This is a genomic window from Streptomyces luteireticuli (genome assembly GCF_041519305.1).
GTDB lineage: Bacteria > Actinomycetota > Actinomycetes > Streptomycetales > Streptomycetaceae > Streptomyces > Streptomyces luteireticuli.
On sequence record NZ_CP167927.1, the window covers coordinates 3486849 to 3508761 of the forward strand.

The 21913-nt window shown below is 70.8% G+C and carries 26 protein-coding genes, 1 tRNA gene and 1 riboswitch; of the genes, 8 read left to right on the plus strand and 19 right to left on the minus strand.

The window, feature by feature from the left end:
- The first annotated feature begins 221 nt into the window (after positions 1-221).
- Positions 222-1472, plus strand: coding sequence for an IS110 family transposase (locus tag AB8735_RS15365; protein ID WP_372411747.1), 1251 nt, complete (start codon positions 222-224; stop codon positions 1470-1472).
- A gap of 385 nt (positions 1473-1857) precedes the next feature.
- Here the strand turns inward: AB8735_RS15365 and AB8735_RS15370 are convergent, their stop codons facing one another.
- The 3 genes from AB8735_RS15370 to AB8735_RS15380 all read right to left on the minus strand — a co-directional run bounded on the left by AB8735_RS15370 (position 1858) and on the right by AB8735_RS15380 (position 3027).
- Positions 1858-2178 carry a multidrug efflux SMR transporter gene (locus AB8735_RS15370; RefSeq protein WP_199890111.1) on the minus strand — a complete coding sequence of 107 codons (321 nt, stop codon included), beginning with the start codon at positions 2176-2178 and terminating at the stop codon, positions 1858-1860.
- A 35-nt stretch (positions 2179-2213) separates the two neighbouring features.
- Positions 2214-2281, minus strand: a riboswitch (guanidine-III (ykkC-III) riboswitch).
- Positions 2282-2296: 15 nt separating this feature from the next.
- Complete coding sequence (locus AB8735_RS15375) at positions 2297-2599, minus strand: co-chaperone GroES (protein WP_049719557.1); 303 nt, start codon at positions 2597-2599, stop codon at positions 2297-2299.
- A 107-nt stretch (positions 2600-2706) separates the two neighbouring features.
- Entirely contained in the window at positions 2707-3027 is a 321-nt protein-coding gene (locus tag AB8735_RS15380; protein WP_372407904.1) for a DUF3618 domain-containing protein, read from the minus strand.
- Positions 3028-3245: 218 nt separating this feature from the next.
- On the opposite strand from AB8735_RS15380, the gene bcp reads away from it, so the two are divergent.
- Positions 3246-3713, plus strand: a complete 468-nt coding sequence (gene bcp, locus AB8735_RS15385; RefSeq protein WP_372407905.1) for a thioredoxin-dependent thiol peroxidase — start codon at positions 3246-3248, stop codon at positions 3711-3713.
- On the opposite strand, the gene AB8735_RS15390 is transcribed toward bcp, so the two are convergent.
- Together AB8735_RS15390 and AB8735_RS15395 are read right to left on the minus strand one after the other, a co-directional pair.
- The gene (locus AB8735_RS15390; RefSeq protein ID WP_372411852.1) at positions 3694-4983 is read right to left on the minus strand and encodes an ATP-binding protein; all 1290 of its coding nucleotides are present in this window, start codon (positions 4981-4983) and stop codon (positions 3694-3696) included. The two genes, bcp and AB8735_RS15390, sit on opposite strands and share 20 nt — an antisense overlap.
- Before the next feature lie 5 nt (positions 4984-4988).
- Entirely contained in the window at positions 4989-5534 is a 546-nt protein-coding gene (locus AB8735_RS15395) for a hypothetical protein (RefSeq protein ID WP_344030381.1), read from the minus strand.
- A gap of 326 nt (positions 5535-5860) precedes the next feature.
- Here AB8735_RS15395 and AB8735_RS15400 point away from each other — a divergent pair.
- Positions 5861-5945 (plus strand) — tRNA-Leu (locus AB8735_RS15400).
- Positions 5946-6022: 77 nt separating this feature from the next.
- Here AB8735_RS15400 and rdgB read toward each other — a convergent pair.
- The 4 genes from rdgB to AB8735_RS15420 all read right to left on the minus strand — a co-directional run bounded on the left by rdgB (position 6023) and on the right by AB8735_RS15420 (position 8282).
- Entirely contained in the window at positions 6023-6625 is a 603-nt protein-coding gene (gene rdgB, locus AB8735_RS15405; protein WP_372407907.1) for an RdgB/HAM1 family non-canonical purine NTP pyrophosphatase, read from the minus strand.
- Positions 6626-6649: 24 nt separating this feature from the next.
- Positions 6650-7051 carry a hypothetical protein gene (locus AB8735_RS15410; protein ID WP_372407909.1) on the minus strand — a complete coding sequence of 134 codons (402 nt, stop codon included), beginning with the start codon at positions 7049-7051 and terminating at the stop codon, positions 6650-6652.
- 81 nt (positions 7052-7132) lie between these two features.
- Positions 7133-7864: a ribonuclease PH gene (gene rph / locus AB8735_RS15415; RefSeq protein ID WP_344030388.1), complete on the minus strand. Its 732-nt coding sequence runs from the start codon at positions 7862-7864 to the stop codon at positions 7133-7135.
- Positions 7865-7952: 88 nt separating this feature from the next.
- Positions 7953-8282, minus strand: coding sequence for a PTS glucose/sucrose transporter subunit IIB (locus AB8735_RS15420; protein ID WP_344030390.1), 330 nt, complete (start codon positions 8280-8282; stop codon positions 7953-7955).
- 96 nt (positions 8283-8378) lie between these two features.
- On the opposite strand from AB8735_RS15420, the gene AB8735_RS15425 reads away from it, so the two are divergent.
- Together AB8735_RS15425 and AB8735_RS15430 are read left to right on the plus strand one after the other, a co-directional pair.
- Positions 8379-9689 carry a PTS transporter subunit EIIC gene (locus AB8735_RS15425; RefSeq protein ID WP_372407910.1) on the plus strand — a complete coding sequence of 437 codons (1311 nt, stop codon included), beginning with the start codon at positions 8379-8381 and terminating at the stop codon, positions 9687-9689.
- 203 nt (positions 9690-9892) lie between these two features.
- Complete coding sequence (locus tag AB8735_RS15430) at positions 9893-11290, plus strand: PTS transporter subunit EIIC (RefSeq protein WP_372407913.1); 1398 nt, start codon at positions 9893-9895, stop codon at positions 11288-11290.
- 705 nt (positions 11291-11995) lie between these two features.
- Here AB8735_RS15430 and AB8735_RS15435 read toward each other — a convergent pair.
- From AB8735_RS15435 to clpS, 8 genes are all read right to left on the minus strand, one after another.
- Entirely contained in the window at positions 11996-12748 is a 753-nt protein-coding gene (locus tag AB8735_RS15435) for an MBL fold metallo-hydrolase (RefSeq protein WP_372407914.1), read from the minus strand.
- 352 nt (positions 12749-13100) lie between these two features.
- The gene (locus tag AB8735_RS15440; protein ID WP_372407916.1) at positions 13101-13220 is read right to left on the minus strand and encodes a hypothetical protein; all 120 of its coding nucleotides are present in this window, start codon (positions 13218-13220) and stop codon (positions 13101-13103) included.
- Between the two features lie 87 nt (positions 13221-13307).
- On the minus strand, positions 13308-14258 hold the full coding sequence (locus tag AB8735_RS15445; protein WP_344031365.1) for a cysteine synthase: 951 nt from the start codon (positions 14256-14258) through the stop codon (positions 13308-13310).
- A gap of 6 nt (positions 14259-14264) precedes the next feature.
- The gene (locus AB8735_RS15450) at positions 14265-14597 is read right to left on the minus strand and encodes a MoaD/ThiS family protein (RefSeq protein WP_344031367.1); all 333 of its coding nucleotides are present in this window, start codon (positions 14595-14597) and stop codon (positions 14265-14267) included.
- A gap of 98 nt (positions 14598-14695) precedes the next feature.
- Entirely contained in the window at positions 14696-15118 is a 423-nt protein-coding gene (locus AB8735_RS15455) for a M67 family metallopeptidase (RefSeq protein ID WP_344031369.1), read from the minus strand.
- A 143-nt stretch (positions 15119-15261) separates the two neighbouring features.
- The gene (locus AB8735_RS15460) at positions 15262-16746 is read right to left on the minus strand and encodes an amino acid permease (protein ID WP_344031371.1); all 1485 of its coding nucleotides are present in this window, start codon (positions 16744-16746) and stop codon (positions 15262-15264) included.
- Positions 16747-17100: 354 nt separating this feature from the next.
- A complete protein-coding gene (locus AB8735_RS15465; protein WP_372407919.1) occupies positions 17101-17691 on the minus strand; it encodes a DUF2017 domain-containing protein in 591 nt (196 codons plus the stop codon).
- The gene (gene clpS / locus AB8735_RS15470) at positions 17691-17993 is read right to left on the minus strand and encodes an ATP-dependent Clp protease adapter ClpS (protein WP_344031375.1); all 303 of its coding nucleotides are present in this window, start codon (positions 17991-17993) and stop codon (positions 17691-17693) included. The genes AB8735_RS15465 and clpS overlap by 1 nt, the downstream gene beginning before the upstream one ends.
- Before the next feature lie 170 nt (positions 17994-18163).
- Between clpS and AB8735_RS15475 the strand changes: the two genes are divergently transcribed.
- Together AB8735_RS15475 and AB8735_RS15480 are read left to right on the plus strand one after the other, a co-directional pair.
- Positions 18164-19492, plus strand: a complete 1329-nt coding sequence (locus AB8735_RS15475) for a nicotinate phosphoribosyltransferase (protein ID WP_344031377.1) — start codon at positions 18164-18166, stop codon at positions 19490-19492.
- Between the two features lie 119 nt (positions 19493-19611).
- Positions 19612-20205, plus strand: coding sequence for an isochorismatase family protein (locus tag AB8735_RS15480; protein ID WP_344031379.1), 594 nt, complete (start codon positions 19612-19614; stop codon positions 20203-20205).
- A 43-nt stretch (positions 20206-20248) separates the two neighbouring features.
- Here the strand turns inward: AB8735_RS15480 and AB8735_RS15485 are convergent, their stop codons facing one another.
- The gene (locus AB8735_RS15485; protein WP_344031381.1) at positions 20249-20581 is read right to left on the minus strand and encodes a hypothetical protein; all 333 of its coding nucleotides are present in this window, start codon (positions 20579-20581) and stop codon (positions 20249-20251) included.
- Positions 20582-20951: 370 nt separating this feature from the next.
- Between AB8735_RS15485 and AB8735_RS15490 the strand changes: the two genes are divergently transcribed.
- Positions 20952-21218, plus strand: coding sequence for a hypothetical protein (locus AB8735_RS15490; RefSeq protein ID WP_372407921.1), 267 nt, complete (start codon positions 20952-20954; stop codon positions 21216-21218).
- On the opposite strand, the gene AB8735_RS15495 is transcribed toward AB8735_RS15490, so the two are convergent.
- Complete coding sequence (locus AB8735_RS15495; protein WP_372407922.1) at positions 21204-21884, minus strand: RDD family protein; 681 nt, start codon at positions 21882-21884, stop codon at positions 21204-21206. The genes AB8735_RS15490 and AB8735_RS15495 overlap by 15 nt on opposite strands.
- Positions 21885-21913: the final 29 nt, after the last annotated feature.

Consider the following 21913-nt stretch of genomic DNA (forward strand, 5'->3'; position numbering starts at 1 on the left):
TGCTTCCGGGGCTCCGCCCCTGGCCCCGTTACCTTTTTCGTGGCCCCGCAACGGGGTTCCCGGCCTCTGGTCCCGGCATGACTTGCAGCCCCTGTCGATCATGATCGAAAAGGTGGTGTCACCGGGTACCGGAGGCATTGGCAGACCGCTGATTAGGGGCACGAGCGCCGATCCTGTTCCGGGTGAGGCAGTCTCTTCGTAACGTGGATGCCGGCACGCTGATGCCGCAGGTGAGGCCGGGGAGGGCGCGACCGCTGTGGAGAGTGCACGTGATCGACACGGGTGACATCGACGTCTACCTGGGCCTGGACGTGGGCAAGGGCGAGCACCATGCCACCGCCCTGACTCCGGTGGGCAAGCGGGTCTTCGACAAGCGGCTGCCCAACACCGAGCCGAAACTGCGTGAGGTGTTCGCCAAGCTCCAGGCCAAGCACGGCACTGTGCTGGTGGTGGTCGACCAGCCGGCTTCGATCGGAGCTCTGCCGCTGGCGGTGGCCCGTGACATGGGCTGCAGCGTCGCCTACTTGCCCGGCCTGACGATGCGACGGATCGCCGATCTGTACGCCGGTGAGGCCAAGACCGATGCCCGGGACGCGGCGATCATCGCCGATGCCGCGCGGACGATGCCGCACACGCTGCGAAACCTGGCGCCGTCCGACGAGACCATTGCCGAGCTGGAGATGATCGTCGGCTTCGACGACGACCTGGCTACCGAGTCCACGCGGATCAAGAACCGTCTGCGTGGCCTGCTCACCCAGATCCACCCGTCGTTGGAGCGGGTCCTCGGTCCCAGGCTGGATCATCCCGCCGTCCTGACACTCCTCGAACGTCACGGATCCCCGGCCCAGTTGAGGAAAGCCGGGCGACGCCGACTGGTGACCCTGCTCAGACCCAAGGCCCCGCGGCTGGCCGAGCGCCTGGTCGAGGACGTCTTCGACGCCCTCGACGAGCAGAGCGTCGTCGTGCCCGGCACCGACGCAGCCTCGCTGATCGTCCCCAGCCTCGCCGGCTCACTCACCTCCGTGCTCGACCAGCGCAAACTCCTCGCCGCCCGCATCGAGGAACTGCTGGAGGCCCACCCTCTTTCCCCGGTCCTGACCTCCATGCCCGGCATCGGGGTCAGGACCGGAGCCCGCATCCTCATCGACGTCGGCGACGCCAGCGCTTTCCCCACGGCCGGCCACCTGGCCGCCTACGCCGGACTGGCACCCGTGACCAGGAGCTCCGGCTCCTCCATACGCGGCGAGCATCCCTCCCGACGAGGCAACAAACAGCTCAAACGAGCCTTCTACCTCGCTGCGTTCGCATCGCTGTCCCAGCCCGAATCACGCACCTACTACGACAAGAAGCGACGGCAGGGAAAGCACCACGTCGCCGCCCTCGTCTGCCTCGCCCGGCGGCGCATCGACGTGCTCTTCGCCATGCTCCGCGACGGCACCTTCTACGCGCCCCCTACCGCCATCGCCGCTTGACGAAAACCATAGGGGCACCTTTTCGGGCTCCGCCCCGGACCCCGTTGTCGCGGCTCCGCCGCTCGTCCTCAAGCGCCGGACGGGCTGAATTCAGCCCGTCCGGCGCTTGAGGACTCCGCCCGAAGGGCGGACGGGGTCCGGGGTCTCCCCGGAAGAAACGGTGAAAGGGCGGGACCGGGGCACACACCAGCCCATCCGGCACCTGAGGACAGCGCCCGCAGGGCGGCGATCGGGGGTCCAGGGGGCGAAGCCCCGCCCACCCACGCGAAGCGCGGGCCCGGCCCTCGCGCGCGGCAGCGCGCACGCGGGTTACGAAGGGGCGCAGCCCCTGCGTGGGGGCACCCCCTCTGAGGGAGGCGAAAGGGCGGGGCGGGGAGCAAACCCCCTAATGCCCCGACGTCGCCTTCAGGCCCACCACCGCCACCAGCAACAACACCACAAAAAAGATCCGCGCCGCCGTCGCCGGCTCACCCAGCACGCACATGCCCAGCACCGCCGCCCCGGCAGCCCCGATGCCGACCCACACGCCGTACGCCGTACCGATCGGCAGCGACCGGGCCGCCTGCGACAGCAGGATCATGCTGGCCACGATGCCCGCGACCGTGAACACGCTCGGCCACAGCCGTGTGAAGCCCTCGGTGTATTTCATCCCGATCGACCAGCCGACCTCGAGCAGACCGGCGACGATCAACAGAACCCATGCCATGACGGAAGGCACCTCCGGAAGTGATTCGCTTCAGGGGTGCGTCGTCTTGTCATGACCCGGTACGGCGCGTCTCGTCGGGATGGATCCAGGCTACAGGTACAGGACTACGGGTACAGGGCTACAGGTACAGGCCCGTCGAGTCCTCCGCGCCCTCCAGCCGCTCCGCGGCCACCGCGTGCAGGTCGCGCTCGCGCATCAGCACGTAGGCCACGCCCCGCACCTCCACCTCGGCGCGGTCCTCCGGGTCGTAGAGGACCCGGTCGCCGGGCTCGACGGTGCGCACGCTCTGCCCGACCGCCACGACCTCGGCCCAGGCGAGCCGGCGGCCCACCGCCGCCGTCGCCGGAATGACGATGCCGCCGGTGGAGCGGCGCTCGCCCTCGGGAATGTCGGTCCGCACCAGCACCCGGTCGTGGAGCATCCGGATGGGCAGCTTGTCGTGGGTCGTGTTCGTACTCACGCCACGACGTTACCCGGCCGGGCGGGTCCGTGGCGCCGCAGGTGCCGGGACGGGGCCCGGCGGGCCCGCTACGCCTTGTTGCGCTTGGAGGAGACCGTCAGCAGACCCAGCACGCCCACGGCCACCATCGCCGCGGGAACGATCCGCTCCAGCCGGGGCACGCCCTCGTCCGTCACGAACTGCGACCGCACATCGGCGATCATCCGATTCGCGAACGCACAGGCCCGGCCCGCGGTGTGGTCCACCTTCGAGGCCACTTTCGCCTTCGCGTCACCGATGATCGTGCTCGGATGCATCCGCACCCCGATCTCGTCCAGCGTCGTGGCGAGCTCGCTGCGCCTGCGGGCGATGTCCGCCTCGATCTGCGCAGGGGTCCTGGCTTCCGGCACCGCGCTGCCTCCGTCGTCTCATCAGAGTGATTTACGAGTGATGACAACAGTCTGTCAGCTCCCCCGGCCGGACGCCCCACGGCACCCCCGCCCGACGCCCCGGCCAGGCCCTGTCGTCGGACTCCCGCCCGCCCTCCGGGCGGACAACGGGGGTCCGACGACAGGGCCTAGGCTCGGGCCCGGCACCACGCGCACCAGCGACCACCCTGAGGAGAGCCATGAGCACGCGTCTGTCGCCCGGCGACACCGCCCCCGACTTCACCCTCCCCGACGCCGACGGCCGGCCGGTCTCCCTCGCCGGCCACAAGGGCCGCAAGGTCATCGTCTACTTCTACCCCGCCGCCCTGACCCCCGGCTGCACCAAGCAGGCCTGCGACTTCACCGACAACCTCGACTTCCTCGCCGGGCACGGCTACGACGTGATCGGCGTCTCCCCGGACAAGCCCGAGAAGCTCGCGAAGTTCCGCGAGAAGGAGGAGCTGAAGGTCACCCTCGTCGGCGACCCCGAGAAGAAGGTCCTGGAGGCGTACGGCGCCTTCGGCGAGAAGAAGCTCTACGGCAAGACCGTCACCGGCGTCATCCGCTCCACGGTGATCGTCGACGAGGAGGGCAAGGTCGAGCGCGCCCTCTACAACGTCAAGGCCACCGGGCACGTCGCGAAGATCATCAAGGACCTGGGGCTCTGACGGCCCGCGGCTGTGCGCCGTCCCCGGCCGCCGGCCCGTCCTCGGCCTCCGGCAGGTCGAGGACGGCCTGCGCGCCGCCGCCCTCGGCGGAGCCGAACTCCAGCCGCGCGCCCAGCACCGCCGCCTGGCCCACCGCGATCGTCAGCCCCAGCCCGTGGCCCGTGCCGCGCTCCGGCGCGGCCGTGCGGAACCGCCGCGGGCCCTGGCTCACCAGCTCCGGCGGATAGCCCGAGCCGTGGTCGCGGACCACGATCCGGGTGCCCTCCACCCGCACCTCGATCGGCGGCTTCCCGTGCTTGGCCGCGTTCGCCAGGACGTTCACCAGGATCCGTTCCACCCGGCGGGCGTCCGTCGTCACGATCCGGCCCTCGCCGACGACCTCCACGGCAACGTCCTGCACCCCGCGCTGGCCGCGCGCCCGCTTGACGATCCCGCGCACCAGCGACGGCAGTTCCACCGCGTCCAGTTGCGCGCTCTCCACCCCGGCGTCCAGCCGGGACACCTCCAGCAGGTCCTCCACCAGCGCCCGCAGCGTCTGCGCCCGCTCCTGCACCATCTCCACCGCCCGCGGGTGCGGCAGCAGCTCCGCCGACGCCACCAGGCCCGCCACCGGCGTCCGCAGCTCGTGCGCCACGTCCGCGGTGAACTCGCGCTCCGCCTCCACCCGGGCCGCCAGCGCCGTCGCCATCGCCCGCACCGAGTGCTCCAGCTCCGCCACTTCGTCCCGGCCGCGGCCCGGACCCGGCGCGGAACCGCCCGGAACCGGCGTCTCCCCCGCCGCGATCCGCCGCGCCTCGGCCGCGCTGTGCCGCAGCCGCCGCGACAGCCCCTGCGCCACGAACCACCCCACGACCGCCATCAGTCCTACCGTCGCCGCGCCCGCCACCAGCAGCGCCCAGTCCAGCGCCCGCTGCAGCGGGTCGCGCTTGGGGTACGGCGCCTGGATCGACAGCACCTTGCCGGCGCCGACCCCCGTCGCCGCCCACACCCGCGGGTCGCTGCCCCCGCTGATGTACGTCCCCGAACGCCCCTGGCCGACCGCCTTCGCCAGCGGCGCCGGCAGCTTGGCGTCGTCCAGCTGTGCGCCCAGCGACAGCTGGCCCTCCCGCTGGTACAGCTGCAGCGCCGAACTCAGCTGGCCGTCCTGCTGCGCCCGGGCCTGCTGTTCCCGTTCCAGGCCGGAGATGTGGTGGACGGCCAGTCCCAGCACCACGACGGCCAGCGCGGTGACGGAGGAGATCGCGAGCGCGATCCGGCCGCGGATACCCATGCCCATCACGCGATCGAGTACGTCTCCGTCGTCTTCCCGGCCGGGGTCAGGCCGGTGTACGCCACCTCCAGGGAGGTGAACGCCGTCATCCCGTCCACGGTCCGCGGCGCGGAGAGCGTCAGCCGGGCCGGGAACGAGGTGCGCGCCGAGCCGTTGGCCCCGCTCGACACCTGCACGACGCCGTACCCCTCGGCACGGTCCGTGGAGTATTCGTCCCACTCGATGTCGCTGGCGACCGTGGCACCGGTGGCACAGGTCAGCGTGATGATCTTCGGCTGCTGCAGCGGCTCGCCGTATCCGCAGTCGCGCACGCCCGGCAGCTCGCTCGGCCCGCTCTCCCCGCCGAACGCCGCGGCCGCCGACCGGTCGCCCTGCTCCGTCCGGTCCTTCTGCGCCTTCGCCGTCTTCGGGGCGTCGGACACCGCGCTCGCCCGGTCCATCCCGCGCCCCACCCACACACCCGCGAGCGTCAGCACCGCCACCCCTGTGAAGATCACCAGAAGGGTGCGCACGCTGGCCCGCCGACGACGGGGTACGGCACGGTCGGTCATCGGGCTCTCTTCCTCGGGGTCGCGGCGCGTTGTCCTCCGCTGTGAGGGACGGGTAAACGAGCGGGCGCGTTCCATCAAGCGGACACGCGGTTGGCGAGCGGGGTCCCCGTGTGACACGTCGCACACGTCAGGAGCCGTGCTCCGCTCATGAGTTCACCCGCTGCCCGGTACGGGGGCGGCCCGCCGGCGGACGGCCGATCGCCCGGCGGATGCGGCGCCGGTCCGTACAACTCCTCCCGGAAACCTCCCACTTCGCCCGGGCACCCACCGGCCGGCCGCCCCGGGTGTCACGGCCGTCGCCCGCCCGCTACGATGGCGACCACCGGGCGGCCGTGCCGGAATTGGCCAGACGGGCTGGGTTTAGGTCCCAGTGGGCTTCTGCCCGTGTGGGTTCGAGTCCCACCGGCCGTACGATCCGAAGGCCCGCTTCCTGGTCGCCAGGAGCGGGCCTTCGTCGTGCCGGTGCCTCGGGGAGTGTCCCGGGGCGCTCAGCCCAGCAACTCCCGCACCACCGGCACCAATCCCCGGAACGCTTCCCCCCTGTGGCTGATCGCGTTCTTCTCCTCCGCCGTCAGCTCCGCGCAGGTGCGCTCCTCGCCCAGCGGCTGGAGGACCGGGTCGTAGCCGAAGCCGCCGGTGCCGGCGGGGGCGCGGCGGAGGGTGCCGCGGAGGCGGCCCTCGACGACGCGCTCCGTGCCGTCGGGGAGGGCCAGGGCCGCGGCGCAGAAGAAGTGGGCCCCGCGGTGCTCGTCCGCGATGTCGGAGAGCTGGGCCAGCAGCAGCTCCAGGTTGGCGCGGTCGTCGCCGTGCCGGCCGGACCAGCGGGCCGAGAAGATGCCGGGCGCACCGCCCAGGACGTCCACGCACAGGCCGGAGTCGTCGGCGACGGCCGGCAGGCCGGTGGCCCGGGCGAGGGCGTGGGCCTTGAGGAGCGCGTTCTCGGCGAAGGTGACGCCGGTCTCCTTGACGTCCGGGATCTCGGGGTAGGCGTCGGTGCCGACGAGCTCGATGTCGAGCGCGGCGTCCGTGAGGATCTGCCGCAGCTCGACGATCTTTCCGGGGTTGCGGGTGGCGAGGATCAGGCGGTTCATGGGACCCGATTATTCACGGGCGGCTCAACGGGCCGCCGTGCACGCCTCGGTCAGGGAACCGGCCGCCTTGGTGAGGGCGCTCACGTCGGGGCGTTCGCCGTCGCCGATGCTGTCCTGGATGTCGTCCACGGCGGCGGTGAGTTCGCCGGTCGCGTCCTTGACGTCGGAACCGCCCTGGTCGTCGGTCTGCTTCGTGACCTTGCCCAGGTCCCGGTTGATCCTGTCGATGAACTCCTGGGCCGCCTGGGGGTCCTTGGAGTCGTCGCGGAGCGCGCCGCGGAGGTCCTCGACGTCGCCACTGAGGTCCTTGGCGAGGGAGGCGCAGTCCACCGCCTTCTTCGCCTGGGAACAGCCGGACACTGCGGGTATCGCGAGGACGGCGGCGAGTGCCGCGGCGGCGGCGGTGCGGTGGCGGCGCGAGGCCATGGGACGGTTCCCCTCCGGTGGGCTTCGTTGCCCCTGTGGTTCATGGGGTACGGGCTGCCTGCCGTACCCCATGAATGGTAGCTACAGCGTCCGCTCCAGGGCGTCGCGCTGGGCCTCGGTCAGCCCGGCGCAGCCCTTGACGGCGAGGTCGAGGAGGGAGTCGAGCTCGGCGCGGTCGAAGGGCTGGGCCTCGGCGGTGCCCTGGACCTCGACGAAGCGGCCGTCGCCGGTGCAGACGACGTTCATGTCGGTCTCGGCGCGGACGTCCTCCTCGTAGCAGAGGTCGAGGAGGGGGACGCCGTCGACGATGCCGACGCTGACGGCGGCGACGGTGCCGGTGAGCGGGTGGCGGCCGTGCTTGACGAGCTTCTTCCCCTGGGCCCAGGCGACGGCGTCGGCGAGGGCCACATAGGCGCCGGTGATGGCGGCGGTGCGGGTGCCGCCGTCGGCCTGGAGGACGTCGCAGTCGAGGACGATGGTGTTCTCGCCGAGGGCCTTGTAGTCGATGACGGCGCGCAGGGAGCGGCCGATCAGGCGGGAGATCTCATGGGTGCGGCCGCCGATCTTGCCGCGGACGGACTCGCGGTCGCCACGGGTGTTGGTGGCGCGCGGCAGCATCGAATACTCGGCGGTGACCCAGCCCTCGCCGGTGCCCTTGCGCCAGCGGGGCACGCCCTCGGTGACGCTGGCGGTGCAGAAGACCTTGGTGTCGCCGAAGGAGACGAGGACGGAGCCCTCGGCGTGCTTGCTCCAGCCGCGCTGGATGGTCACGGGGCGGAGCTGGTCGGGCGTGCGGCCGTCGATGCGAGACATGCCACTGAGCCTATAGGCAAGCCGAAGGGCCCCGTTCCGGTCAGCGGGAGGCTTCCGGCGCGGGGCCCTTCGGCAGGAGCTCAGTGGCTCACATCATGTCCTCGATCTCGGCGGCGATCGGGTCGGCGTCGGTGCCGATGACGACCTGGATCGCGGTGCCCATCTTCACGACACCGTGGGCGCCGGCGGCCTTGAGCGCGGCCTCGTCGACCAGGTCGGGGTCGGCGACCTCGGTGCGGAGACGGGTGATGCAGCCCTCGATCTCCTCGATGTTGTCGAGTCCGCCGAGGCCGGCGACGATCTTCTCAGCCTTGCTGGCCATGTGCACTCCTGTTGTCTCGGCCCTCGGCGGTCCCGCCGACCGGCTTTCACACGGTAAACCACGTTCAGAGCAATTACGTGGGCGTATGTCCGTCATCTGGCGAATGATGGCGGCCACCGGGCCCTGTGCTCCGGGAGGAGCGCATCGCACCCCTAAGTGGTCTACACCAGTATGCCAGCCGGGAGGACGGACATGAGCGCGGAGGCCGCGGCGGGACGGCAGCGCAAGCCATGGCAGGGGCTCCTGCAGGGCCTGCAGAAGATGGGCCGCAGCCTCCAGCTGCCGATCGCGGTCCTCCCGGCCGCCGGGATCCTCAACCGGCTGGGGCAGCCGGACGTCTTCGGCAAGGACGGCCTGGGCTGGACGGACGTGGCGAAGGTCTTCGCCGGTGCGGGCGGCGCGCTGCTGGACTCCTCGCTCGGGCTGCCGCTGCTGTTCTGCGTGGGCGTGGCCATCGGCATGGCGAAGAAGGCGGACGGCTCGACGGCGCTCGCCGCGGTGGTGGCCTTCCTCGTCTACTTCTCCGTCCTCCACCAGTTCCCCGAGGACTGCCCGCACACGGCGAAGTTCTCCGGCGCCGGGCTGTGGAGCGGGGTGTGCGTGACCGGGACGGGCGCGGCGTCGCTCGCGACCTTCCAGAACCCCGGCGTCTTCGGCGGCATCGTGATCGGCCTGCTGACCGCCTGGTTCTGGGTGCGCTTCCACCGGGTGCGGCTGGTGGACTGGCTGGGCTTCTTCAACGGCCGCCGGCTCGTCCCGATCATGATGTCGTTCGTGGCGCTGGTCTTCGCCGTGGCCTGCCTCTTCGTCTGGCCGCCGGTCGGCGACGGGCTGACGAGCTTCAGCCGGTGGCTGACCGACCTGGGGCCGACGGGCTCGGGCATCTTCGGCGTGGCCAACCGGGGGCTGCTGGTGGTGGGCCTGCACCAGTTCCTGAACACCTTCATGTGGTTCCAGTTCGGCTCGTTCACCATGCCGGACGGGACGGTGGTGCACGGCGACATCAACCGCTTCCTGGCGGGCGACCCGACGGCCGGGCAGTTCACCTCGGGCTTCTTCCCCATCATGATGTTCGCCCTGCCCGCGGCGGCGCTGGCGATCGCGCACACGGCCCGGCCGGAGAACCGGCGGATGGTCGGGGGAATGATGCTGTCGGTGGCCCTGACGTCCTTCGTGACGGGTGTGACCGAGCCCATCGAGTACTCCTTCCTCTTCATCGCCCCCGTGCTGTACGCGCTGCACGCGCTGCTGACCGGGGTGTCGATGGCGGTGACATGGGGGCTCGGCGTGCACGACGGATTCAGCTTCTCCGCGGGACTGATCGACTACGTGATCAACTGGGGCCTGGCGACCCGTCCCTGGCTGATCATTCCCATCGGCTTCGCGTTCGCGATCGTTTATTACGCGGTGTTCCGCTTCGCGATCGCCAAGTTCGACCTTCCGACACCCGGACGTGAACCGGAGGACGTCGCACGGGAGATGGAGCGCGAGAAGATCGAGTAGCCGGCCGGGCGATCGGCCGTGAGTCGCCCCACAGTCCTCGTAGGTCGCTCGTGTGTCACAGGCCACCGCCGTTGACGGATTCCTTTATGCCCGCTTCATCTGCTACAACAGGTCTAAACCACTAGTGGTGTAGACCAAATTAGCGGGCCATCTCCCCCTCGATCCCCCGATCTCCGAGTGCCCGCCTCACCTGGAGGAATCCGATGAGTACGGCTAGCGAAGCCGGGGCGAAAAAGGGCTTCGGCAAAAGCGCGATGGCAGTGGCCCAGCGTATCGGCCGCAGCCTCATGCTGCCGGTCGCGGTGCTCCCCGCCGCCGCGCTGATGGTCCGCCTCGGCCAGGACGACATGCTGGGCAAGCAGTCGTTCCCGCATTTCCTTAACAAGATCGCCCAGTTCATGTCGGCCGGTGGCGGCGCCATCCTCGACAACATGGCCCTGCTGTTCGCCGTGGGTGTGGCGATCGGCTTCGCCAAGAAGTCGGACGGCTCCACCGCGCTCGCGGCCGTGGCCGGTTACCTGGTCTTCCAGAAGGTGCTCGGCACCTTCACCGACAGCAGCCTCCCGAAGAAGGAGGCGGTGGTCGACCACAAGGTCGCCATGGTGGAACAGGCGGTCGACGCCAAGGTCCTCGGCGGCATCGTGATCGGCCTCGTGGTCGCGCTGCTCTACCAGCGCTTCTACCGCACCAAGCTGCCCGACTGGGCGGGCTTCTTCGGCGGCCGCCGCCTGGTGCCGATCCTGTCCTCCTTCGCCGGTCTGCTCATCGGCGTCGTCTTCGGCTACATCTGGCCGGTGCTCGGCTCGGGTCTGCACAACTTCGGCGAGTGGCTGGTCGGCTCCGGCGCCGTCGGCGCGGGCATCTTCGGTGTCGCCAACCGCGGTCTGATCCCGATCGGCATGCACCACCTGCTGAACTCGTTCCCGTGGTTCCAGGCCGGTTCGTACGACGGCCCCAAGGGCACCGTCAACGGCGACATCGCCCGCTTCCTCGCCGGCGACCCGAACGCCGGCCAGTTCATGACCGGCTTCTTCCCGATCATGATGTTCGCGCTGCCGGCCGCGTGCCTGGCGATCGTGCACTGCGCCCGTCCGGAGAACCGCAAGGTCGTCGGCGGCATGATGTTCTCGCTCGCGCTCACCGCGTTCGTCACGGGTGTGACCGAGCCGATCGAGTTCACGTTCATGTTCGTCGCGCCGGTGCTGTACGCGATCCACGCGGTGCTGACCGGTGTCTCGATGGCCCTGACCTGGGCGCTGGGCATGAAGGACGGCTTCGGCTTCTCCGCCGGTGCGATCGACTTCTTCCTGAACCTGGGCATCGCGAGCAAGCCGTGGCTGCTGGTGCTGGTGGGTCTGTGCTTTGCCGCGGTCTACTACGTGGTCTTCCGCTTCGCGATCACCAAGTTCAACCTGATGACGCCCGGCCGGGAGGTGGACCCGGAGTTCGCGGAGGCGGCCAAGCAGGTCGCCGCGACGGAGAAGAAGGCCGCGGCCTCCTCCTCGTCCTCCTCGGCCGCGCCGAAGGACAAGGCGCCCGCGCAGCGCAAGGGTGGTGGGGGCGGCAAGGACAAGTCCGCCTCCGCGAAGGCGAAGGCCTGATCCTTTCGCGCTCATGCGCACCGAACCCCCGGGGCCGTTGGCCGGTCCCGGAGGTTTGTCTTTGCCCCTCCCGGCGGCCGGGGCGCGGCAACGCGGCTGCGCCGCGTTCGTCCTCAGGCGCCGGACAGGCTGGTTGTGCCCCTCCCCGCCCTTTCACCGTTTCTTCCGGGGCTCCGCCCCTCGGCCCCGCAATGCGGCTGCGCCGCATTGTCCTCAAGCGCCGGACGGGCTGGATTCGCGCCCGGGCCGGAATCCAAAGCCCGGGCGCGCACTTCAGCCCGTCCGGGGGTTGCCCCCTCCGGGGAGCTTGAGGACTGGGGGTGCCCCCTCTGGGGGAGCCCGCAGGGCGCTTCGGGGGGCCAGAGGCGCAGCCCCGGTCAGGGCCCGACGGGCACAACCGAGCAGGGGCCCCGCGGGCACAACCCGAGCAGGGGCTCCGCGGGCACAACCGAGCAGGGGCCCAGCAGGCGCAACCGAGCAGGGGCTCCGCGGGCGCAACCCGAGCGGGGGCCAGGGGGCGCAGCCCCCGGTGGGGCGCAGCCCCCGGTGGGGCGCAGGGGCGAAGCCCCGCCACCCGCGCGACAGCGCGGAACCGCCCCCACCGCGCGAAGCGCGGCCCCCGCGCGCGGCAGCGCGCCAGCGGGGTGACGCAGGGGCGGCAGCCCCTGCGAAAACGGATTAGGGCGGGACCGGGGCACAAACCCCCTACACCTCGTACACCGCACCCGCATGCGCCAACTCCGCCGGCCCGTCATACACCGACCGCGCATCGCGCAGGTTCGTCAACGGGTCCGTCCACGGCGGGATATGGGTCAGGACCAGCCGGCCGGCCCGTGCCCCCGCCGCGATCTGGCCGGCCTCCAGGCCGTTCAGGTGCAGATCGGGAATGTCTTCCTTCCCGTATGTGAAGGACGCCTCGCACAGCAGCAGGTCCGCGTCCTTGGACAGCGCGTTGATCGCCTCGCAGGGGCCCGTGTCGCCGGAGTAGACGACCGCCGAACCGCCGTGCTCCACCCGGAAGGCGAACGCCTCGACGGGGTGGTTGACGCGGTCGGTGAAGACCGTGAACGGGCCGAGGGAGAAGGAGCCGGGTTCCAGCGTGCGGAAGTCGAAGACCTCGCTCATGCACGCCTCGTGCGGTACGTCCCCGTACGCGGTGAGGAGGCGCTCCTCCGTGCCCACGGGCCCGTACACGGGGATCGCGCCGGCCCGGCCGCCCTCGTGCCGGTAGTAACGGGCGACGAAGTAGCCGCACATGTCGATGCAGTGGTCGGGGTGCAGATGCGACAGCAGTACGGCGTCGAGGTCGTAGAGCCCGATGTGGCGCTGCAGCTCGCCGAGGGCCCCGTTGCCCATGTCGAGCAGCAGCCGGTAGCCGTCGGCCTCCACGAGGTAGCTCGAGCAGGCCGATTCCGTGGACGGGAACGACCCCGCGCATCCGACGACGGTGAGCTTCATACGGGCCTGAACCTCCGTGGGCCGGTGCGGGGCCCGCTGCGGGGCCGTGCGGTGCGTCCGAGGGTAAGGCGGGAAGCGAGCGCCCGCTCCTCGGTGGGGTGGGTGTGTGGCTGGAATCACCAGGACAATCACCGGGACAGCGGACGGAAGCGCGCAGGGCCCCGCCCGCGCCCCGTGAGGGGGCGGGCGGGGCCCTGCGCGCAGAGACCGCCGCGGCCGCTACAGCGGCCGGTGCTTCTCGGCGCGGTCGAGGGTGTCCATGAAGCGCCGGAAGCGCTCCGCGGACTCCTCGCTGCCGGCCGTCACCGTGAACTCCTCGGGCGACATGAAGGCCGCCAGCCGTTCACGCGTCTCAGGGGCGAGCGCATCCCATGCAGCCCGATCCAGCCGTGACTGCGCCGCAGCTTCCGCACTGCCAGTTTCCATTGTTGAGTTGCCTCATGTCCGAAGATCCACATGCTGGACAGTTCATGTGCGTCTCCCACGGGATGATGTCAGCCGGCCGCCAACATCGGTAGAGGCGGCCTCCGAAGGCCTCACAACGGCTCTCCCGGCGCCTTCAGGCCCAGAGCTGGCCGTGCAGGGCCTCGACGGCCGCCTCGGTGGTCGGCGCGGTGTACACGCCGGTGGACAGGTACTTCCAGCCGCCGTCGGCGACGACGAAGGCGATGTCGGCGCGCTCCCCGGCCCGTACCGCCTTGCGGGCGACGCCGAGGGCCGCGTGCAGGACGGCGCCGGTGGAGACGCCCGCGAAGATGCCCTCCTCGGTGAGGAGTTCACGGGTGCGGCGGACGGCGTCCTCGGAGCCGACGGAGAAGCGGGTGGTGAGGACCTTCTCGTCGTAGAGCTCGGGGACGAAGCCCTCGTCGAGGTTGCGCAGGCCGTAGACGAGGTCGTCGTAGCGGGGCTCGGCGGCGACGATCCGGACGTCCGGCACGTGCTCGCGCAGATAGCGGCCGACGCCCATCAGGGTGCCGGTGGTGCCGAGTCCGGCGACGAAGTGGGTGATCTCCGGGAGGTCGGCGAGGATCTCGGGGCCGGTGGTGGCGTAGTGGGCACCGGCGTTGTCGGGGTTGCCGTACTGGTAGAGCATCACCCAGTCGGGATGCTCCGCGGCCAGCTCCTTGGCCACGCGCACGGCCGTGTTGGAGCCCCCGGCGGCGGGCGAGGAGATGATCTCCGCGCCCCACATGGCGAGCAGCTGCCGCCGCTCCTCGCTGGTGTTCTCCGGCATGACGCAGACGATGCGGTAGCCCTTGAGGCGGGCGGCCATGGCCAGGGAGATACCGGTGTTGCCCGAGGTCGGTTCCAGGATGGTGCAGCCCGGGGTCAGCCGGCCGTCCCGCTCGGCCTGTTCGATCATGTGCAGGGCGGGACGGTCCTTGACGGAGCCGGTCGGGTTGCGGTCCTCCAGCTTGGCCCAGATCCGGACCTCCGGGGAGGGGGACAGCCGGGGCAGGCGTACCAGCGGGGTGTTGCCGACCGCGGCCAGGGGGCTGTCGTAACGCATCCGGGCTCAGGCCTCCCGCCCGTCGCCCGCCGCCACCCCGAGCGGACGGGGCTCCGCCCCGGCAGCACCCCCGGCGACGGCGGGGAGGATGGTGACGCTGTCGCCGTCGCCCAGCTCGGTGCCGATGCCGGAGAGGAAGCGGACGTCCTCGTCGTTCAGGTAGACGTTGACGAAGCGGCGCAGCTCGCCCTTCTCGTCCACGAGCCGCTCGCGGATGCCCGTGTGCCGGGTCTCCAGGTCCTTGAAGAGCTCGTCGAGCGTGGCGCCACCGCCCTCGACGGCCTTCTGCCCGTCGGTGTACGTGCGCAGGATGGTCGGGATGCGGACCTCGATGGCCATGGGTCGGGCTCCTCGTGAAAGGGGTTCTCTGCGGGACAACCTCGGGCGCATGCTATCGATTCCCTGTACAGCACCCGTAAGTTCGTCTCGGACGCCGGTCAGTACGCCTCCACGATCCGGACCTCCTCCTCGGTGATCTCGCCGTCCACGATCCGGAAGGACCGGAACTGGAACGGCCCCGCGCCGTCCGCGTCCGCCGTCGAGACCAGGACGTAGTGGGCGCCGGGCTCGTTGGCGTAGGAGACGTCGGTGCGCGAGGGGTACGCCTCGGTGGCGGTGTGCGAGTGGTAGATGACGACCGGTTCCTCGTCGCGGTCGTCCATCTCGCGGTAGAGCTTCAGCAGGTCGGTGGAGTCGAACTCGTAGAACGTGGGCGACCGGGCCGCGTTGAGCATCGGGATGAAGCGCTCCGGCCGGTCGCTGCCCGCGGGGCCGGCGACCACCCCGCACGCCTCGTCGGGGTGGTCGGCGCGGGCGTGCGCGACGATCCGGTCGTGGAGGTCCTGGGTGAGCGTCAGCATGCGGTCAGCTTAATTCCGGGCACTGACAGCGGGGTTGGGCGGGTGCCGGACGGAAGCCGGAAAAGAGGCCGGGAAAAGGGCGGGCCCGCCGCGCACCGGGGGGGGAGGTGCGGGCGGGCCCTGGGGTCCGGCGACTGCCGGGGTCAGGCGGCCTGTTCGACCTTCTCGGTGGTCACGGCCGAGTAGTCCTTGCGCGCGAAGGCCTGCGGGTTGCGGGACTTGAGCACGAAGTACGAGACGACCATGACCGCCGCCCAGGCCGGCGCGCAGTACAGCGAGACGCGCGAGTCCTTGTCGATGCCCATCAGCACGATGACCATGCCGATGAAGGCGAGGGCGAAGAGGCTGGTCCAGGGCGCTCCGGGCGCCTTGAACTCGGACTGCGGCAGCTCGCCCCGGTCGGCCTTGCGGCGGTAGCGGAGCTGGGCGAGGAGGATCATGATCCAGGCCCACATGCCGGAGATGGTGGCGAAGGAGACGACGTACTCGAACGCCTTGCCCGGCCACTGGTAGTTGATCCAGACGCCGACGAGCATGAACGCGGCCGAGACCGTGGTGCCGCGCAGCGGCAGGCCGCGGGCGGACAGGACGCCGAAGAACTTCGGGCCCTGGCCGTTGAGCGCCAGGTCGCGGAGCATGCGGCCGGTGGAGTACATGCCGGAGTTGCAGGAGGACAGCGCCGCGGTGAGCACCACGAAGTTGACGATGCCGGCGCCGGCCGGCAGGCCGATCTTGGCGAACGCCTCGACGAACGGGCTGACGCCCGGCTCGAAGACGGTCCAGCTGACCACGGACAGGATGATGATGAGCGCGCCCAGGTAGAAGACGGCGATGCGCCACGGCACGGTGTTGATGGCCTTGGGCAGGGTCTTCTTGGGGTCGGTCGCCTCGCCCGCGGTGACGCCGACGAGTTCGACGGCGAGGAAGGCGAACATGACGATCTGCAGCGTCATCAGGGTGCCGCCGATGCCCTTGGGGAAGAATCCGCCGTCGGACCAGAGCAGCGAGAAGGAGGCGGTGTCACCGGCGTCGGAGAAGCCGAGGGTGATCACGCCGATGCCGATCAGGATCATGCCGATGATGGCGGTGACCTTGACCATGGAGAACCAGAACTCCAGCTCGCCGAAGAGCTTTACGGAGATCAGGTTGGCGAGGTAGAGGACGGCGGTGAAGGCCAGTGCGGAGACCCATTGCGGAATCGACTTGTCCCAGTACTGCACGTACTTGGCCGCCGCGGTGACCTCGGTGATTCCGGTGACGACCCAGAAGAGCCAGTACGTCCAGCCGGTCACATAGCCCCAGAAGGGACCGAGGAATTCACGTGCGTAATCGGAGAACGAGCCCGAGACCGGGCGGTACATGAGGAGCTCGCCGAGCGCCCGCATGATGAAAAAGATGACGAGACCGGCTATCGCATAGGCCAGGATGAGGCTCGGTCCGGCCTTGGATATCGCCGTTCCCGCACCGAGGAAGAGCCCGGTGCCGATGGCGCCACCAATGGCGATCATCTGAATCTGCCGGTTACCCAGTCCCCGCTGGTAACCCTCGGAAGCTTCCTGATCGCTTCCCTTGTTGTCCCGCTCCCCGGCTTCGCCGGCGACGCGGTCCGCGACCTGCTCAGAGGTCATGGTGGAACGCCTTTCTCCATACCGATCCGGATTGTTCCGGACCGGGTTCCGATCCCCCCGGATGGAGTCCTGCACGTGCCGACGGTCGGTCGGCCATAGCGCTCCCGCTCCACGACATGGGTGGCGTCGATGGATGCAGGTCGTGAAGATTTATCACGAGTAACACGTAGATCGCCAGTTCGAATGTGCCCCAGGACACACGGAAAGCACCGCCAAAGCGGGACAAACCTAATAACCAAGGGCCAGGGCCGCCACTCGGTAATGCGATCGTTATCCGGACGCGAGCGTTCGCACAGCGGACTACAGGCAGTGGACTACCAGCAGCGGACTACAACCGGAAGTAAGAATTCCGGATCAGCGCGGCCCAAGGGTCTCGATCAAGGTCTCCTGGAGACCGCCGAGCCAGAGGTAGGCCATCACCATCGGCTTGCGCGGATCGTCGTCCGGCAGCCGGAAGAGGGCCTCGCTCCCGTCCTCGTCCTCGATCTCCAGCCGGGCGCCGATCGTCAGCCGCAGGTCGTTGAGCGTGCCCAGCCACTGCCGGGAGCCCTCGGGGCCGAGCCGGAGCACAGCGCCGCGGTCCCCGGCCGGGGTCAGCCCGTCCAGCGAGCGGACGACGGCGATCCCGTCCTCGCGCTTGCGGGCGCGCAGGTCGTTCTCGGTGAAGCGGCGGAACTCGGACGCGTAGGCCCGCGCCTGCTCGTCCTGCTCCTCGCCCGGCACACCGTAGGCGTCCGGGAAGAGCCGGGCCAGGGCCGGGTCGGACGGCGGCTCGCTGGGGCCCTCGGCGAACAGCCGCGCCAGCGGGTCGTCCCCCGCGGGCCCGTCCTCCGGACCGATCAGCTCCAGGAGCTGCACGGCGAGGCTGCGCAGGATGGAGATCTCCAGCTCGTCCAGGGCGATGGCGGCCCCGCCGCCGGGCAGCGGCTCGAAGTGCCCGGCCATCAGCGGTCCTGCGAGAGGGTCGCCCAGAGCCCGTACCCGTGCATCGCCTGCACGTCGCGCTCCATCTCCTCGCGCGTGCCGCTGGAGACGGTGGCGCGGCCCTTGTGGTGGACGTCGAGCATCAGCTTGCGGGCCTTGTCCTTGGAGTAGCCGAAGTACGCCTGGAAGACGTAGGTGACATAGCTCATCAGATTCACGGGGTCGTTGTGCACGAGGGTGACCCAGGGGACGTCGGGCTCGGTCACGGCGAAGGGGGACCCGCCCGTCTCCGGACGCTCGATCTCGACAGGTGCCACACTCACGCCGGCTCCACACCTCGCTTCTCCGCCGCCCCGCGGCGGACCGCCCACTGCCTCCCATGCTGCCACCTCGCCGGTCCGCACGCACAAACGGCCCCCGGAAATCGTCACTCTGACGAGTATTGGCGGTAGCATCCGGGGGTACCCAGAACGGAAATGCGAGGTAGGGCCAAGTGAACGCTGCGGACCTGGGACTGCCGGTGGCTGTGCCGTCGACGGCCCTCTTCACCGACCGGTACGAACTCACCATGGTGCAGGCCGCCCTCCGCTCCGGGACCGCCGACCGGCGCTCGGTCTTCGAGGTCTTCACCCGCCGGCTCCCCGAGGGGCGGCGCTACGGCGTGGTCGGCGGCATCGGCCGCGTCCTGGACGCCGTGGAGAACTTCCGCTTCGACCCGGCCGTGCTCCAGTTCCTCGGCCGGTACGGGATCGTGGACGAACCCACCCTCGCCTGGCTCGCCGACTACCGCTTCCGCGGCGACATCTGGGGCTACCCCGAGGGCGAGGTCTACTTCCCCGGATCGCCCATCATGCGGGTCGAGGGCACCTTCGCCGAGGCGGTGCTGCTGGAGACGGTGATCCTCTCGATCCTCAACCACGACTCCGCCGTCGCGGCCGCGGCCTCCCGGATGGCGGTCGCGGCCGGCGACCGGCCGCTGATCGAGATGGGCGCCCGCCGCACCCACGAGCTGGCGGCCGTCGCCGCGGCCCGCGCCGCCTACGTCGGCGGCTTCGCCTCCACCTCCGACCTCGCCGCCGGCTTCCGCTACAACATCCCGACCGTCGGCACCAGTGCGCACGCCTTCACGCTGTTGCACGACAGCGAACGCGACGCCTTCCGCGCCCAGGTCGCCTCACTGGGCGGCGGGACGACGCTGCTCGTCGACACCTACGACGTGCAGGAGGCCGTGAAGATGGCGGTGGAGGTCGCCGGGCCGGAGCTCGGCGCCGTCCGCATCGACTCCGGCGACCTGCTGCTGCTCGCCCACCGGGTGCGCCAGCAGCTCGACGACCTGGGCGCACGGGACACGAAGATCGTGGTCACCAGCGACCTGGACGAGTACGCGATCGCCTCGCTGGCCGCCGCGCCCGTGGACGCCTACGGGGTGGGCACCCAGCTGGTGACCGGCAGCGGCCACCCCACCTGCTCGATGGTCTACAAGCTGGTCGCGCGGGCCGACGGGGACGGCGCGGACGCGCCGCTGCGGCCCGTCGCCAAGAAGTCGATGGGCGGCAAGATGTCGATAGGCGGCCGCAAGTGGGCCGCGCGGCGGCCGGACGCCGACGGCGTAGCCGAGGCCGAGGTCGTCGGCACCGGCGAGGTGCCGGCGGAGCTCGCGGACCGGCAGCTGCTGGTCGAGCTGGTCCGGGGCGGCAGGGTCGTCGGCCGCGAGCCGCTCGACGCGGCGCGCGAGAGGCATATCGCGGCCCGCTCGGTCCTGCCGCTCTCCGCGACGCAGCTCTCCAGGGGGGAGCCTGTACTGCCCACGGAGTACCTCTGACCGCCCCCTGTGCTCCTCCTCCCAACGCCCCAGGGGACTCACTACCCTCGGTCACAGAGAGCCGATTCCGACTGTTCGGCACCGTCGGCCGAGAGCCCTTTCGCAAAGGATCGAGCGCCATGAACCGTGCACTGATCATCGTCGACGTGCAGAACGACTTCTGCGAGGGCGGCGCCCTCGCCGTGACCGGCGGCGCCGACGTGGCGGCGGCCATAACCGACCTGGTCGGCGAGGCCACGGCCGGGTACGCGCACATCGTCGCCTCCCGCGACATGCACATCGACCCCGGCGACCACTTCTCCGACCGCCCCGACTACGTGGACTCCTGGCCGGTGCACTGCGTCGCCGGCACGGAGGGCAGCGGCTTCCACCCCAACCTCGCCCCCGCCCTCGCCTCCGGCGCGATCGGCGCCGTCTTCGACAAGGGCGCCTACGCGGCGGGCTACAGCGCCTTCCAGGGCTCCGACGAGAACGGGACGTCCCTGGAGGACTGGCTCCACGCGCGCGACGTCGACGAGGTGGACGTCGTCGGCATCGCCACCGACCACTGCGTCCGGGCGACGGCCGTGGACGCGCGCCGCCTCGGCTTCACGACGACGGTCCTGCTGGACCTGACGGCCGGGGTGGCGCGGGAGACGGTGGAGGCGGCGCTGGAGGAGATGCGGCGGGCGGGCGTGAAGCTGGCGGGCTCACCGGTGGTCGCGGCGGCCTAGCCGCCGGAGCCCGGCGCCGGGGCGAAAGGGCGGGGAGCGATCCCTACGCCGCCCTCCCGCCCCGCCGCAGCAGACTCGCTATCGGATGCCACGACTCCGTCTCGTCCTCCGGCCTCGCCCGCCACACCAGCCCCTCCGGGTGGTACAGCGCCGCACTGACCTCGTCCGGCGACGGCGGCTCGCTGTTCCCGCGCAGGTACACCGCCCGGAGCCCCAGGTTCCGGACGCGCGTCAGCGCCCGCGCCCGGTTGGCCGCGTGCACCAGGACCCGTACCCGCCCCCCGGGCCGCGCCGCTCCGTCGCCGGGCGGACTCGGAAGGGACAGCGCGACGACCACGCTGCCGTCCGGGAGCTTGACGAAACCACCGCCTGCCATCGGCTACCACCCTCCGCCGGAGTACTCGGTGTCAATAAGAGGACACCACGGGACGCATCCAACCGCGATCCCCGGCCCCTCGCCAGGGGATTCCAGAAAAAGGCAGATGACCTGCGGAAACACGGAACGGTGAGCGGATGATCGACATCCGGTCGCACCCCCGGAGGCCCCCCGGGCCGAGCCGCCCCGCATCCCCGTGTCAATAGCGCGGGCGCACCCGTCCACGCCCCGCGACCCCCGTGCGACCTCACCGCCCGTCAAGGGTGCGCTTATCAGCGGTTCCCCTCGGGCAGACAGGACCGTAGAGTCTTTTTGCGGTACGTACGTGTCGGCTCTCCACCCCACCATCCCCCCGAGGACGGATCCCGTCATGCCGCGTCCGACGTCAGCACAGATCGCCTACGGCTCGGCCACCGTTGTCCTGTCGACCCTCGTCATGCTCCTGTTGACGGGGACGAGTTCGGTCACCGGGGTCGCCGTCATCGCCCTGGGCGCCCTCGCGCTCGGGCTCGTCGCCGCGGCCGCCGTGCCCGTCTCCCGCAGGAGTCCGCGGACGGTGGCCGGAAGCCCCCGCCTCCCGCGGCAGCGCGCGGGGTCCGCGCCCGCCCGGGTGGGCGAGCACTCACTGCACGGCTGAGACCACGACCGTCTTCGCCGCCTTGTCGTGGATGCACTGCTGGTACGGCTTGTCCCAGGTGCACCAGAGCACATTGATCAGCCAGAAGATGAAGCCGCAGCAGGGCACGATCCACGGCAGGCAGTAGACCGCGGCCCGCACCCAGCCGGGCCCGTTCTGCGGCACGGCGCCGTTCTCCAGCATGCCGACGCGGATCTGCAGGGCCATCTTGCCGACGGTCTGGCCGCGGGACGACAGCATCAGCCCCTCGTAGACGAAGTAGACGATCGCGACGAGGACGGTGAGGCCGGTGTTCTTGGTGTTGTCCCGGTAGGGGTCCCAGTGGTTCCAGGTGAAGGCCGAGTAGACCAGGCCGACCGGGATCGAGACGAGCAGGAAGTCGATGACCCGGGCGACGAGCCGTCGGAAGCGGTTGGCGAGCGGCGGCATGCCCGCCAGCGGGTCCGTCGCCCCGCCCGGACCGCCGTAGGGGCTGCCGGGTCCGCCGGGCGGCGGAGGGCCCCCGGTGTCGTACGGGCCGCCGGGGCCGGGACCGCCGCCGTACGCCCCGCCGGGATAGGGCCCGCCGGCCGGCGGGCCGTTGCCGGGGGCGTGTCCGTACGGCGGGAGGTCGCCCGGCGGCTTCTGGCGGAACGGGTCGTCGTCCTGCGGCTGGTCCGTGCTCATGGCCCGAGTAGAACCCGGCGGCCGGGGCG

Coding starts and splice junctions, on each gene's coding strand:
- AB8735_RS15370 (WP_199890111.1), bottom strand. CDS start 2,178: ATGGCATGGGTTCTGTTGATCGTCGCCGGTCTGCTCGAGGTCGGCTGG.
- AB8735_RS15455 (WP_344031369.1), bottom strand. CDS start 15,118: ATGCTGACGCTCACCCAGGACCTCCACGACCGGATCGTCGCGCACGCC.
- AB8735_RS15465 (WP_372407919.1), bottom strand. CDS start 17,691: ATGGCCGGGCACTTCGAGCCGCTGCCCGGCGGCGGGGCCGCCATCGCC.
- AB8735_RS15445 (WP_344031365.1), bottom strand. CDS start 14,258: ATGCGTTACGACAGCCCCCTGGCCGCGGTCGGCAACACCCCGCTGGTA.
- AB8735_RS15435 (WP_372407914.1), bottom strand. CDS start 12,748: ATGAAGCTCACCGTCGTCGGATGCGCGGGGTCGTTCCCGTCCACGGAA.
- AB8735_RS15460 (WP_344031371.1), bottom strand. CDS start 16,746: ATGACCTCTGAGCAGGTCGCGGACCGCGTCGCCGGCGAAGCCGGGGAG.
- rdgB (WP_372407907.1), bottom strand. CDS start 6,625: ATGAACCGCCTGATCCTCGCCACCCGCAACCCCGGAAAGATCGTCGAG.
- AB8735_RS15375 (WP_049719557.1), bottom strand. CDS start 2,599: ATGCTCCACGACCGGGTGCTGGTGCGGACCGACATTCCCGAGGGCGAG.
- rph (WP_344030388.1), bottom strand. CDS start 7,864: ATGTCTCGCATCGACGGCCGCACGCCCGACCAGCTCCGCCCCGTGACC.
- AB8735_RS15430 (WP_372407913.1), top strand. CDS start 9,893: ATGAGTACGGCTAGCGAAGCCGGGGCGAAAAAGGGCTTCGGCAAAAGC.
- AB8735_RS15485 (WP_344031381.1), bottom strand. CDS start 20,581: ATGGCAGGCGGTGGTTTCGTCAAGCTCCCGGACGGCAGCGTGGTCGTC.
- AB8735_RS15395 (WP_344030381.1), bottom strand. CDS start 5,534: ATGACCGACCGTGCCGTACCCCGTCGTCGGCGGGCCAGCGTGCGCACC.
- AB8735_RS15495 (WP_372407922.1), bottom strand. CDS start 21,884: ATGAGCACGGACCAGCCGCAGGACGACGACCCGTTCCGCCAGAAGCCG.
- AB8735_RS15420 (WP_344030390.1), bottom strand. CDS start 8,282: ATGACGGACATACGCCCACGTAATTGCTCTGAACGTGGTTTACCGTGT.
- AB8735_RS15425 (WP_372407910.1), top strand. CDS start 8,379: ATGAGCGCGGAGGCCGCGGCGGGACGGCAGCGCAAGCCATGGCAGGGG.
- AB8735_RS15450 (WP_344031367.1), bottom strand. CDS start 14,597: ATGGCCATCGAGGTCCGCATCCCGACCATCCTGCGCACGTACACCGAC.
- AB8735_RS15390 (WP_372411852.1), bottom strand. CDS start 4,983: ATGGGTATCCGCGGCCGGATCGCGCTCGCGATCTCCTCCGTCACCGCG.
- AB8735_RS15365 (WP_372411747.1), top strand. CDS start 222: ATGCCGCAGGTGAGGCCGGGGAGGGCGCGACCGCTGTGGAGAGTGCAC.
- bcp (WP_372407905.1), top strand. CDS start 3,246: ATGAGCACGCGTCTGTCGCCCGGCGACACCGCCCCCGACTTCACCCTC.
- AB8735_RS15440 (WP_372407916.1), bottom strand. CDS start 13,220: ATGAACTGTCCAGCATGTGGATCTTCGGACATGAGGCAACTCAACAAT.
- AB8735_RS15490 (WP_372407921.1), top strand. CDS start 20,952: ATGCCGCGTCCGACGTCAGCACAGATCGCCTACGGCTCGGCCACCGTT.
- AB8735_RS15410 (WP_372407909.1), bottom strand. CDS start 7,051: ATGGCCTCGCGCCGCCACCGCACCGCCGCCGCCGCGGCACTCGCCGCC.
- AB8735_RS15480 (WP_344031379.1), top strand. CDS start 19,612: ATGAACCGTGCACTGATCATCGTCGACGTGCAGAACGACTTCTGCGAG.